The organism is Halopseudomonas pachastrellae, from assembly GCF_900114765.1.
Classification (GTDB): domain Bacteria; phylum Pseudomonadota; class Gammaproteobacteria; order Pseudomonadales; family Pseudomonadaceae; genus Halopseudomonas; species Halopseudomonas pachastrellae.
Genome location: NZ_FOUD01000007.1, coordinates 146,054 through 158,654 on the forward strand (window position 1 = coordinate 146,054; position 12,601 = coordinate 158,654).

12 protein-coding genes are annotated in these 12,601 nt (G+C 60.5%); 4 read left to right on the plus strand and 8 right to left on the minus strand.

What is annotated here, in order from left to right:
* Window positions 1–28: 28 nt before the first annotated feature.
* Window positions 29–511, plus strand: a complete 483-nt coding sequence (locus BM116_RS07360; protein ID WP_083725155.1) for an EAL domain-containing protein — start codon at window positions 29–31, stop codon at window positions 509–511.
* A 569-nt stretch (window positions 512–1,080) separates the two neighbouring features.
* Here the strand turns inward: BM116_RS07360 and BM116_RS07365 are convergent.
* Window positions 1,081–1,959 (minus strand): LysR family transcriptional regulator, encoded by an 879-nt coding sequence (locus BM116_RS07365; RefSeq protein ID WP_083725153.1) that lies wholly within the window; start codon window positions 1,957–1,959, stop codon window positions 1,081–1,083.
* A gap of 84 nt (window positions 1,960–2,043) precedes the next feature.
* Here BM116_RS07365 and BM116_RS07370 point away from each other — a divergent pair, with 84 nt between their 5' ends.
* Window positions 2,044–2,502: a PACE efflux transporter gene (locus tag BM116_RS07370; protein ID WP_083725151.1), complete on the plus strand. Its 459-nt coding sequence runs from the start codon at window positions 2,044–2,046 to the stop codon at window positions 2,500–2,502.
* 240 nt (window positions 2,503–2,742) lie between these two features.
* Window positions 2,743–3,711 carry an alpha/beta fold hydrolase gene (locus BM116_RS07375; RefSeq protein ID WP_083725149.1) on the plus strand — a complete coding sequence of 323 codons (969 nt, stop codon included), beginning with the start codon at window positions 2,743–2,745 and terminating at the stop codon, window positions 3,709–3,711.
* A 36-nt stretch (window positions 3,712–3,747) separates the two neighbouring features.
* On the opposite strand, the gene cyoE is transcribed toward BM116_RS07375, so the two are convergent.
* The 5 genes from cyoE to cyoA are packed head-to-tail and all read right to left on the minus strand — an operon-like array spanning window position 3,748 to window position 8,557.
* Window positions 3,748–4,638 carry a heme o synthase gene (cyoE, locus tag BM116_RS07380; protein ID WP_083725147.1) on the minus strand — a complete coding sequence of 297 codons (891 nt, stop codon included), beginning with the start codon at window positions 4,636–4,638 and terminating at the stop codon, window positions 3,748–3,750.
* Entirely contained in the window at window positions 4,635–4,976 is a 342-nt protein-coding gene (cyoD, locus tag BM116_RS07385) for a cytochrome o ubiquinol oxidase subunit IV (RefSeq protein WP_083725295.1), read from the minus strand. Before cyoD ends, cyoE begins: the two co-directional genes overlap by 4 nt.
* On the minus strand, window positions 4,973–5,590 hold the full coding sequence (locus BM116_RS07390) for a cytochrome o ubiquinol oxidase subunit III (protein WP_083725145.1): 618 nt from the start codon (window positions 5,588–5,590) through the stop codon (window positions 4,973–4,975). Before BM116_RS07390 ends, cyoD begins: the two co-directional genes overlap by 4 nt.
* A 1-nt stretch (window position 5,591) precedes the next feature.
* Entirely contained in the window at window positions 5,592–7,604 is a 2,013-nt protein-coding gene (gene cyoB, locus BM116_RS07395) for a cytochrome o ubiquinol oxidase subunit I (protein WP_083725143.1), read from the minus strand.
* Window positions 7,604–8,557, minus strand: coding sequence for a ubiquinol oxidase subunit II (gene cyoA / locus BM116_RS07400; protein ID WP_083725141.1), 954 nt, complete (start codon window positions 8,555–8,557; stop codon window positions 7,604–7,606). Before cyoA ends, cyoB begins: the two co-directional genes overlap by 1 nt.
* 554 nt (window positions 8,558–9,111) lie before the next feature.
* Between cyoA and BM116_RS07405 the strand changes: the two genes are divergently transcribed.
* A complete protein-coding gene (locus BM116_RS07405; protein WP_083725139.1) occupies window positions 9,112–9,543 on the plus strand; it encodes a group II truncated hemoglobin in 432 nt (143 codons plus the stop codon).
* A gap of 183 nt (window positions 9,544–9,726) precedes the next feature.
* On the opposite strand, the gene BM116_RS07410 is transcribed toward BM116_RS07405, so the two are convergent.
* Both BM116_RS07410 and BM116_RS07415 read right to left on the minus strand, forming a co-directional pair.
* A complete protein-coding gene (locus BM116_RS07410; RefSeq protein ID WP_083725137.1) occupies window positions 9,727–10,209 on the minus strand; it encodes a GNAT family N-acetyltransferase in 483 nt (160 codons plus the stop codon).
* Window positions 10,206–12,533 (minus strand): ammonia-forming cytochrome c nitrite reductase subunit c552, encoded by a 2,328-nt coding sequence (locus tag BM116_RS07415; RefSeq protein ID WP_083725135.1) that lies wholly within the window; start codon window positions 12,531–12,533, stop codon window positions 10,206–10,208. The genes BM116_RS07410 and BM116_RS07415 overlap by 4 nt, the downstream gene beginning before the upstream one ends.
* Window positions 12,534–12,601 lie beyond the last annotated feature (68 nt).

The following is a 12,601-nucleotide window of genomic DNA, read 5'->3' on the forward strand; positions in this document are numbered from 1 at the left end:
GGCTGGCAGAGTCTAGTCCCTATGATAGTTGCCTGTCGCGCCCTGTGCAGTAGATTCTTCTCAAGGTTGTTTGGTTGGTGCCGAGGCGTTGCTGCGCTGGGATCATCCCACACGAGGACTGCTGGGACCTGACGTCTTTATCGAAGTGGCAGAGCAATCAGGGTTAATTACCAGCATCGGCGAGTGGGTGCTGATACAGGCATGCCAACAGGCTGCGGCCTGGCCGGGGCTGCGCGTATCGATGAATCTGTCCGTGGTGCAGTTTCATCTGGAAGACTCAGAGCGGTTTATGCAGCGCCTGCAAAACCTCAAGGGGCTCGGAGTGCAGTTGGCGATAGATGACTTTGGCACTGGCTACTCAAACCTGGCATATCTGCAGCGTTTCCAGGTCGACAAGCTCAAGATCGACAAATTCTTTGTCACCGACTTGAGCAGCAACGACCAGAACCTGGCCATCGTTGTGGTACGTAAGATGGTCTGCATCGAGCGGTATCGGTATGGGTTCGCATAATATATATTATGTTAAATAAGGTGTATTGCGATTATGCAGGTCTGCCAAGCGCCGCCCCCTGTCTGTTTCTTCGCACACAACTCGTCACGCCACGCCTGACTCTGCTTTGCGCCTTGTCGGTTTCAACCGTCCGCCTTTGTCGGCATTGGCTGTTCTGCTGGATGGTTGCAGCTGCGCCGTTATGTCCTGGTCAACCAGAGCCAGGGTTTCTCCGCTCCGTCTCGGCGAACCTGCCAAAGGCCCTGACCCGCACCTAGCGTTGCGTGCCGCTTTGAAATGGTCGATTCCCGGCCCAATATATCGCACTGGGCCAGCATGCTGCGCAGGTACTGAATGGCGTTGCCGCTGTTGTTCATGCTGGAACTGGAGTTCGGCTCCCACTCCAGCGAGGTGATCTTCAGGTGGTCTGTTGCGCATTACTGTAGCTGCTCAGGCTACACAGCAAGGTGGATGCAAGGAGGATGGTCGGCAGTGGCTGGTAATGTGGCTTCATGGCAGTCCTGCTTGCGGTCGAACGTTTGACTCAATTGCAGCATAGCAGCCCGCAGCCTTGTTATTGGCAGGCGTGCTCAGTCATGCCCCAGCAGCGCCTGGCGGAGCCAACTGGCTGCCGGCCCAAGGGGCTGATGTCTGGACCAGATGACCTCCAGGGCTTGCTGGCGTGGCCAGCCGGGCACCTGAAGTTCGCTCAACCGGCCCGCGCCATAATTGTCCACCAGCCAGCGCGGCAGGCTGGCCCAGCCAAAGCCGAGCACGGCCAGATCCAGCAAAATCAGGTAGTTGGGCGCGATCCAGCTGCGTTCGGTGGCGTCTGGCAAGTCGTCTGTCGGCTGGCGTTTGCCCTTCAGTGTATTGAGGCGCAGGGCGCGGTGCTGTACGAGCTGGTCCAGCTCTACCCTCTCCCGCCCAGCCAGTGGATGACTATTGCCGACAAAAACCGCAAACTCGGCGCGCTCCGCTACGGTGGCGCGGCCGATTTCCGGTGGGTGCGCGCCGGCAACAGGCAGCAACCCCAAGGTGCCTCGTCCGCTGCTGATCAGGTCGATGATGTCGTCATGCTCGGCGAAGATGCACTCGAATTCCAGCTCCGGAAAGCGCGTTGCCAGCTCATTCAGACGCGCACTGTAATGGGCTGATTGATAGGCGTCGGACAGCACCAGGGTAACCCGTGGTTCCAGGCCAGCCGATAGCGCATACGCCGCTTGCTGCAGTTGCTCTGTGGCGCCCAGTACGGCATTGGCGTGGTGTAGCAACCCCTGCCCTGCTTCGCTCAATACCGGTGATTTGGCGCTGCGGTCAAACAGCGTAACGCCGAGATCAATTTCCAGCCGCGCGATGGCTTCGCTTATGGTGGACTGGCTTTTACCCAGGCGCCGAGCGGCGGCGCTGAAACTGCCGAGACTGGCGGCCTGGGCAAAGGCTTCCAGGGATTCGGGTGAGATTCTCATATCGGTTTAGCCGATGGTTGTTAATTTCTATCTGCAGGATAGACCGTAGAAAATACGCCTGTCGATTGGATCGGAGTAATTTTCATGAGTACGGCTGTGGTGGTGCCTCGCAAATCCTTGTTTGAGCGTGTGCTGCATGCGTTGTTGTTCGAGGGGCTGGCGGTGCTGCTGTTCTCTCCCTTGGTGGCGCTGGTCAGCGGCAAGTCGCTGGCGCACAGCGGGGCGTTGACACTGATGATGTCCTTTGTCGCGGTGCTTTGGAATATGGCATTCAGTGCCGGATTTGAGTCGCTGGAACGCAGACGCGGCTGGCGCCGCACGCTGCGTCTGCGGCTGGCACACGCCTGCCTGTTTGAGCTCGGCCTGATTGCCGCGCTGGTGCCGATGATCGCCTGGTGGATGCAGGTTGATCTGTTGCAGGCGTTGCTGCTGGATATCGGGCTGGTGCTGTTGTTTCTGCCCTACACCCTGATGTTCAACTGGCTGTATGACCGGTATCGCCCACAAGTGGTGGCGTGCTGGCGGGCGCGCCCGGCCAACTAAGCCGGGCGGTTACCAGATTAGATCATTGTGCTGCCTCGAGCGCCTGCAGAGCCTGCTGGCTGAGCCCTAGCGGCATAGCGCACAGGGTGGCACTGACTACTAACGGGCATTTGCCAAGCATGGATCGACCCGGATTGATGGCGTTGCTGTGCGTATCATTCACTGTACCAATCACGGTTGACGCTTGCCCTGCAGGTTGACGTTAATGCGTCATTGATCGCACAACAACAAGGATTACCCATGTACAGCGTTGACGACATTCAGCTGGAGCATCGCCTGATTGACGGCGTAAACACGCGTATTGCCAGTGTTGGCGAGGGGCCGGTGGCGCTGCTTATTCATGGCTGGCCCGAGTGCTGGTACTCATGGCGCCCGCAGATGGTGGCGTTGGCCAACGCCGGGTTTCGCGCTGTAGCCCCAGATATGCCGGGGTTTGGCGAAACAGATGCCCTACCCCAGATTGGGGACTACAACGCCAAACGTATCGCCGCTTTTATGCAGGCGTTGGTGGGGCATACCAACAAGGGCAAACCGGTACTGTTGATCGGCCATGACTGGGGCGCGATCAACTGCTGGCAGTTTGTACAGCTGCACCCGGAGCTGGTTGAGCGTCTGGTGATCATGAGTGTGCCACTGCGCCCGGTTGCTGATGTTCCGCCCATCGAGTTTCTGCGTGGCTACTTTGCCGACAACTTCTTCTATCAGGTCTATTTTCAGGAGCCGGGTGTGGCGGAGGCAGAGTTTGATGCAGACCCCGAGGGGATCTTGCGCGCACTCTACTGCTCACCGGACACGCCGCGTCATCCGCCCGTGCTGGGCAAGGCGCTATCTGAGGGTGGCGGTTGGATCGGGCGCCTGGGTGTGCCCAAGGTACAGCCAGGCTGGTTGAGCAACGAGATGCTGGCCTATTACCTGGATGCCTATCGGCACAGCGGATTTGCCGGGGGGATCAATTACTACCGGAATCTGGATGAGAACTGGCGGCAACTTTTGCCACTGCGCGATACCGTCATCCAATGCCCAGTGCTGTTTTTAGCCGGCAGCGATGACAGCGTCATCCAGGGCGCCGGGGAGGCGACCTTACGCAAGATGATGGGGGCTCGTGTGCCCCAGCTACAGATCGCGTTATACCCAGGAATCGGTCACTGGCTGCAGAACGAGGCGGCCGAGCAGGTCAACGTTGACCTGCTGGCCTTTGGCACGGCCTGACTCGAATAGCCTTAGCCCCGGGCCGGGGCTAGGGCATTAAAGACCGGTAAACAGCAGTGGCGTGGATACCGTTTGAAAGTCGATCGACATCATCAGGCTCAGCGCTGTAATGGCGATGATCGAGAAGCCAAACAGTTTGCGTGCCCAAACGCGGTCGTCTACTTCCTCGCGGTAGCCGGACAGCGCAATCAAGAGCCACCAGATACTGACCAGCAGCGCGATGACCAGATAGCCGTAACCGGCAAAGCCCGACAACGTCAGCATCAGCGCCGCGGCCGCAAAGGCCAGGATGTACCAGACGATGTGCTGTTTGGTCACCCGAATGCCCTCTTTCACCGGCAGCACCGGAATACCGGCTGCGCTGTAATCATCAAAGCGGAAGATCGCAATCGCGTACGAGTGCGGCATCTGCCACAGACAGAAGATCAGCAGCAACAGCGCGGCGCCGGTATCGAACTGTCCGGTCACGGCGCAGTAGCCCACCACCGGAGGCATGGCGCCTGACAGGCTGCCGACCAGCGTGCCGTAGACCGAACGGCGCTTCATCCAGAGGCTGTACACGCCCACGTAGATAAAGAAGCCGAAGGCCGCCAGCGCCGTGGCCACCGGCGTGGTGTACCACCACAGCAGGCCAAAGCCTGCCAGGCCAAGTACCACACCGTGCGCCAATGCCGCCAGTAGCGAAATCTGCCCGGTGACCAGCACCCTGCCCCGCGTGCGCTCCATATGACGATCAATGTCGCGGTCGATGCAGTTGTTCATCACGCAGCCGCTGGCAACCACCAGCGACAACCCGGTCACGGTAGCCAGCAGCAGACCGAGATCGATCTGCCCCTGGGCGGCGAGGAAATATCCCCCCGCCACCGCAATCAAGTTGCCGAAGATGATGCCGGGCTTGGTGACCAGCAGGTAGCGTTTGAGTTTCACTGGAACATCCAGGGCATCATCAGCATGTCGGCGTTGACCATGATCCAGATGGCCAGACCAACCAGCATGACGATGATCAGTACGGTGAACAGGAAGGCCACCAGATTCCAGCGGCCCTCAGACGAGGTGTTCATGTGCAGGAAGCACACCAGATGCACCACGACCTGAATCACACCCATGGTCAGCATGCTGATCAGGTTGACGCTCTGGCTGAACTGCCCGCTCATCACCATCCCGAACGGGATGGCAGTGAGGATCACTGACAGGATGAAACCGATAGCGTAAGAGCCGTAGCTGCCGTGGCCGGCGCCGGCGTCGGAATGCGCATGACTCATCAGATAGTCCCCATCAGATAGACAATGGTGAACACGCAGATCCAGACGATGTCCAGGAAGTGCCAGAACAGGCTCAGGCACATCAGGCGTGTGTTGTTACGATCGGTCAGACCGCGTTTGCTGACCTGCAGCATCATGATGACCATCCACACCAGGCCAGCCGTCACGTGTAGACCGTGCATGCCGACCAGGGTGAAGAAGGACGACAGGAAGGCGCTCTTGTCCGGGCCAAAGCCTTCAGCGATCAGGTGATGGAACTCGTTGAGTTCCATCCCGATAAAGCCTGCGCCCAGCACAAAGGTCGCGGCCAGCCAGGCCAGTGTCTGGCCCTTGAAGCCGCGGTGCGCCGCGATCATGGCAAAGCCGTAGGTGCAGCTACTGACCAGCAGCAGCGCGGTTTCACCCAGCACATAGGGCAGCTCGAAGATGTCCTTGCCGCTGGGGCCGCCGGCCGTGTGGTTGACCAGCACGGCGTAGGTGGCGAACACGCAGGCGAACAAAATGCAGTCGGTCATCAGGTACAGCCAGAAGCCGAATACGGTGTTGCCGCCAGTGTCGTGGTGCTCGTGGTCGTCATGCGCCACGGCGTGGTTGGAGTGCATTACAGTACTCGACATGTCAGATCTGCTCCGCAACGGGTTGAGTGTTCAGCGCCTGACGCGGCGCCTCAAAGTTGGCGTGATGCAGGTTCTCGATGCGCTCTACTTCGTCAGGCTGCACGTAGTAGTCGACGTCTTCGTTGTAGCTGCGCGCGATGAAGGTAGCGATCATGCCGATGAAGCTGACCGCGCCCAGCCACCAGATGTGCCACACCAGCGCAAAACCGAATACCGCACCCAGCAGACCGATAATCAGGCCGGCCGAGGTGTTCTTCGGCATGTGGATCGGCGCGTAATGATCAGGGCGCAGGTAGGCTTCGCCACGTTCTTTCATGTCCTGGAAGGCATCCAGCGCACGTACGGTCGGCGTAACGGCGAAGTTGTAGAACGGCGGCGGCGAACTGGTCGACCATTCCAGGGTACGACCACCCCAGGGGTCACCGGTCACGTCACGCAGCGACTCACGGTTACGCAGGCTGACCACCAACTGAGCCAGCTGGAACAGAATCCCGCAAAGAATCAGCGCTGCGCCGAAGAAGGCCACGATCAGGTATGGCTGCCACATCGGGTTGTCGTAGTGGTTCAGACGGCGCGTCATGCCCATGAAGCCCAGCACATAGAGCGGCATGAAGGCGACGAAGAAGCCGGTGATCCAGCACCAGAAGGCGCCCTTGCCCAGACGCTCGTCCAGCTTGAAGCCGAAGGCTTTCGGGAACCAGAAGGTGAAGCCAGCCAGATAGCCGAACACTGCGCCACCGATGATGGTGTTGTGGAAGTGAGCAATCAGGAACAGGCTGTTGTGCAGCACGTAGTCCGCACCCGGTACGGCCAGCAGAACGCCGGTCATGCCGCCCACGGTGAAGGTCACCATAAAGCCCAGGGTCCACAGCACCGGTGTGGTGAACTGCACGCGGCCGCGGAACATGGTGAACAGCCAGCTGAACAGTTTTACCCCGGTCGGCACCGCGATAACCATGGTCGCTACACCGAAGAAGGCATTGACGTTGGCACCCGAGCCCATAGTGAAGAAGTGGTGCAGCCAGACCACAAAGCCGAGCACGGTGATCGCCCCGCTGGCCCAGATCATTGAGGTGTAGCCGAACAGCTTCTTGCCGGAGAAGGTCGAGATCACTTCAGAGAAGATACCGAACGCCGGCAGAATGAGGATGTACACCTCGGGGTGACCCCAGGCCCAGAACAGGTTGATGTACATCATGGCGTTGCCGCCAAGCTCGTTAGTGAAAAAGTGCATGTCCAGATAGCGGTCCAGACTCAGCAGGCCCAGCGTGGCGGTCAGAATCGGGAAGGACGCGACAATCAGTACGTTGGTGAAGGTACAGGCCCAGGTGAAGACCGGTATTTTCATCCAGCTCATGCCAGGTGCGCGCATCTTGAACACGGTCACCAGGAAGTTCACGCCGGTCAGCAGCGTCCCTAGCCCCGATAACTGCAACGCCCAGATGTAATAGTCGACCCCCACGCCCGGGCTGTAGCCCAGCTCTGCCAGCGGCGGGTAAGCAACCCAACCGGTCCGTGCGAACTCCCCTACCCCCAGCGATACGTTGACCAGAATCGCACCGGCCACAAACAGCCAGAAGCTGAGCGAGTTAAGGAACGGGAAGGCAACGTCACGGGCGCCAATCTGCAGCGGCACCGCGATGTTCATCAGGCCAACCATAAACGGCATGGCCATGAAGATGATCATGATCACACCGTGCGCGGTGAAGATCTGGTCATAGTGCTCGGGCGGCAGGTAGCCCTGCGAAGCGCCTTCGGCAATGGCCAGCTGGCCGCGCATCATGATGGCGTCGGCAAAGCCGCGCAGCAGCATGATCAGGGCAACCAGAATGTACATCACACCGATTTTCTTGTGGTCAACCGAAGTCAGCCACTCGGTCCACAGGTAGCCCCACTTGCGGCAGTAGGTGATGGCGCCAAAGATCCCCAGACCGGCAAGCGCAACGACCGCCAGGGTGATCATGATAATGGGCTCGTGGAACGGCACGGCCTCGAGTGTCAGCTTGCCAAACATCAGTGGGTCTCCTCGGCAGCGTTCATGGGCATGCCAGCCATTTCGGCGCCTGCATGGGCCTCGTGGCCTGCGTGACCGGCGTGGTCTTCGTGGCCGGGCGCGTGCTTACCGCCGTTGTGGTATTGCATGAGGATGTAGTCGTACAGCGTCGGGCTGACGCTGCCGTAGTAACGGACCGGGTCGGCCTTGCTCGGCGCAGCCAGCGTCGGATAGCTGTTCAGATCCAGCGTGTCGGTATTGGCTTTGACTTGGCTGACCCAGTTGTTGAAGCCCTGCTCATCGGTGGCGATGGCCTGAAACTTCATGTCGGAGAAGCCTTCACCGCTGAGATTGGCGGAGAAGCCGTCGTAGCTGCCTTCATGATTGGCGATCAGGTGCAGCTTGGTCTGCATGCCGGCCATGGAGTAGATCTGGCTGCCCAGCGCCGGGATGAAGAAAGAGTTCATCGCCGATTGGGAGGTGATCTTGAAGTTGACGGGGGTGTCGACCGGGAAGGCCAGTTCGTTGACGGTGGCGATGCCCTGCTCTGGGTAGATGAACAGCCATTTCCAGTCCAGCGATACCACTTGCACTTCGATCGGCTTTACGTCCGAGTCGAGCGGGCGGTACGGGTCCAGCTCGTGGGTGGTCTTCCAGGTGATGGTGCCGAGGATGGCAACGATCACACAGGGAATGATCCAGACCACCAGTTCAATCGCGGTGGAGTGGGACCAGTTGGGTCGGTAGGTCGCCTTGGTGTTGCTTGCACGGTACTTCCAGGCAAACACCAGGGTCATCACGATGACCGGAATTACCACGATCAGCATCAGCAGCGTGGCGGTGATGATCAGCGACTTTTCGTCGACGCCGACCTGCCCTTTCGGGTCCAGCAACACCATCTTGCAGCCACTGAGCATCAGCAGCGGCAGCCAGGCGAGCCGTTTCAGGAGTGAAGTTATCTGCTTCGGGTTCATGTTGCAGCCTTAGTCGTTGAACAGGCCCTCGCGCCCGACAGGGAACGAGGTGCAACAGGCCCCAGTGATGTGCACCCACCAGCTGACCAATAGCCCACACAACAGCACCCCGTGACGCTCCCGCATGAGCGTGTCAGGTGCTGCCGGGTGGTTTTTATGGGTCAGCGTAATGTCTTTGTGCAGACTGAGACGGCGTACAGCATTAATCGCCAAACTGGCCGCGGGAGCGGCGCCTTCCGTGGGGAACCAGAACGACGCCTGGAACCTGTTGCGGAAAGTATTACAAAGTATTTCATGATGCTGCGCAATTGTAACAACTCATGACATAGATCAATGCGCAGGTGTGTATCGGGTGTTACCTCGGCTCGGCTGAGCGTGTCAGCAATGGTTGTAGCCTGCGGTGTTGGCGGGCTGTAGCGCGATATCGTGGTAGCAGACATGGCTGCGCGGGGGGTGCGACCTTATGTCGCGACGCGGGGTGCGGCGCCAGGTCGCTTGAGCAGCAGGTGTTTCCCTCCTACCATGCGTCTGGTCCCACTTGAGGTAAAACCGGCATGACAGACAACTCCCCAACTTACGGCCAGGCCGATGCGTCCTATCAGGCAGTAGGTGGGCTTGAGGGTATTCGTCAACTGGTAACGGATTTTTATCAGGAGATGGACAGCTGGGAAGGCGCGCGCGAACTGCGCGCGCTGCACGCAGAAGATCTCACGCTGGCGCGGGAGAAACTGACGGCCTTTCTGTCTGGCTGGCTGGGCGGCCCCCGTCTGTTTCAGCAGCAATTTGGCAGCATCAGTATTCCCGCCTTTCATGCGCGCTGGGCGGTCGGCCCCGAGCTGCGTGATCAGTGGCTCGACTGCATGGCGCGCGCCATCGCTCGCCAAGCGTTTCACCCGGCCTTTGCCAGCTATCTGCTGGAGCAGCTCCGGGTGCCGGCCAACCGTGTGGTTCAAGCCAGCCAGGCGATGCGTCAGGCGCAGCAGTAGAGACACGGCATGCGTGTCCGTGGGCTCTCCGCCAGCGCACACAGCAAAACAGGTCGCAGCACCGACCCTCGAGGACGCGACATGTCGCGTCCCTACGCATGGAGTAACAGACTTCGCCGCAGGGGCACGACATGTCGTGCCCGCGAGGCCGCTACCGCTGGGCAAGCGAAACGTCAGCAGCCTCTAGAGCGGTTTTTCCCAGAACATGGCTCGGCCCATGACCGGGTCCAGCTCGTAGCCCTTGAAGCCAACTGCGCGATAGCTGTTTTGCGCCGGCTGGTTACCCTCCAGCACTTCCAGTGTCAGCTTGCAGCAGCCGCGCTCGCGTGCGATAGCTTCTACCTGCTGCAGCATCAACCGGGCCACTCCCCTGCCCCGTGCACGCATCGATACGATGACATCGTGAATGTTGATCAGCGGCTTGCCCTTAAATGTCGAGAACCCTTCAAAGCAGTTGACCAAACCGACAAACCCGGATGCATCCCTGGCCAGCACAAGGTGGTAATCCGTGCGCTCGGCCAGGCGTTGCACCAGCACTTGCTGAACCTCGGCAGGTAGCGCCTTGCCGCCACCCATCGGGTCCAGCGCATATTCGCTGAGTATATGAACTAGCGCCTGCGCGTGGGCTGGATTGGCCAAGTCGCCGTTGATGATCTCGATACTCATGGTTGTCCTGTTTGCAGCTGCTGGCGCAGGGTCAGCAGGGTTTGACTGTTGGGGTTACGCTGCAGGCCCTTTTCCAGCTCAGCCAGGGCGTCGGCTCGCTGACCGGCGCTGTCGAGGGCCACGGCAAGCACATAGCGATAGCGGCTGGTGTCCGGGTCCAACGAGACAGCCTGGCGCAGGGCTGTGAGAGCCTGGTCCATCTGCTTGCAGCGCACTTTCAGCAAGCCGAGGCTGAAGTGCAGCGGCGCGGCCTCGGGCAGCTGTTGTAGCCCGGTCTGCAGCAGGCGCTCGGCGTCCGGGTCGCGGAACGAGGCGCGGTACAGATCAGCCAGGTTTACGTAGGCGGCGATAAAATACGGGTCCAGCTCGATGGCGCGTCGGTAGGCGTCCTCGGCCAAGGCCAGCTGTCCTCGGGTTTGGTAAAAAACGCCGATGTTGAGCTGCGCGGAGGTATCGTCGGCGTTGGCCTGTTGGGCTGCCAGATAGGCGTCCTGGGCATCTTGCAGGCGCTTGATATCATCGCCGCGCATCTGCTCTGGCGGAATGTCCAGCAACTGGGCCGCGGCCTGCAGACGCACCACCCGCTCGGGGGCGTCCAACAGGTGGTTAACCAGTTGCCAGCGCGTGATCGGAGGGTAGCTGGATACGGCCTGCAAGGCGCCCAGGCGAATCTGTGGGTCGTCTGCACGCAGCGCAACGAACAGCGATTGCGCAACTTCCGGCCCTGGCCAGGATTGCAGCATGCTGGCCGCGGTGGCGCGGGCGATGGCGGGCTGCGGCTCGTTCGCCAGCAGCTCGAGTAAGCCCTGCTCTGCGCCGGCAGCACCCGCGCGGGCCTGGGCGAAGACCTCGGCATACTGCTGCAGCCCCTGTGGCGTGTGGCCGTACCACTGCTCCACATGCTCCGCCGCCCACTCGGCGCTTTGATCGCTGTGGCACTGGGTGCAGGCATTGGGTGTACCCAGAGTCACGCTGAGGTCCGGGCGCGGCACGCGCAGGCTGTGGTCACGTCTGGGGTCCACTTCCATGTAGGTGGTCGTGGGCATGTGGCAGTCAACGCAGGCGCTGCCGGCAGCCGTGCTGTGAAAGTGGTGCTTGGGCGTCTGGTACTGGTCAGCCTGGTGGCACTGCAGACACACGCGGTCTCCGGGCAGGCGCAACTCCAGCGAGTGCGGGTTGTGGCAGTCACTGCAGGTAACCCCGGCCTGGTACATCTTGCTCTGCAGGAAGGAACCATGCACAAAGACTTCGTCCTGAATCTGCCCGTCCGGGTGATAAAGGCCTTGATCCAGGGTGGACAGCAGATAGTTCTCGACCAGCAGGCCGGCGTCCTGCCGATCATCGAATAGCTGGGCGCGACGTGAATGGCAGGCGGCGCAGGCTTGGATTTCCTTCTCGCTGGTGCGCGGCGCTGTGCGCTCGGGGTGGCCGCTGGCGTTGGGCAACCAGTTGACGCCTTGGCGTTCGTCAAAGCGCACGGTCAGGCCAAGGGTGTCGGCCATAGCGGGATGATTGTCGGGTTGTGCAGCCCATTGCAGGTGATTGGATGCCGGGCCATGGCAAGCTTCGCAGGAGACATCAATCTCGCTCCAGCCGGTGTTGTAGCTGTTGCTGACGCTGTCGAAGTTACGTTCCAGGTTGGTTGAGTGACATTTGGCGCACATCAGGTTCCAGTTGAACTGGCGGCCGGTCCAGTGCAGCGCCTTGACCGGGTCTTCGCCGTTGACATCCGGGTTGAGCTGAAACCAGCGCTGCCCGCCCTGCTCGCTCGGTCTGGCGTCCCAGGCCACACTGAAGGCTTGATAGCGCCCGCCCGGCAATGCCAGCAGGTATTGTTGCAGCGGGTAGACGCCAAAGGTGTAGTCCACGCGGTAGTCACTGTACTCACCCTCGGCGTTGGCGGTGTTGACCCAAAACTGCTCGTCGCGCTGGAAGAAGCGGCTGGTAACGCCGCCGAAATTGAAGGTCTGGTCGGCGAAGTCACCCAAGATGGTTTGCGCGTTGGCTTCTTGCATCGCCTGGTCGTGGTGCGAGCCATTGAATTGTTCGGTTTGCTCGGCATGGCAGCTGGCGCAGGTTTGGCGGCCAACATACTCGGGGCCTGCAGGCTTGCTGCTGGTGACGCTAGGTACTGGCACCGACGCAATCGGCTCTTGCGGCGCTGCGGCGTGTTGCGGCGCGGGATCGGGTGCGCTGGGGGCTGGTTCGGCGCGCGTAAGCCACCAGATGCAGACTGCTGCGAGGATGAGCAGTGCCGGCAGAATCAGACGCCAGAGCGGTGGTGAGACGGTTGAATCCTGCTTGTTTTTGCTCTCTTGCCGCATCCGGAGTGCGTCCTTATCACGGGGGGGTAGTGCTTCCTCGACTACACAGCCGCGTGGCCTTCTCTTGC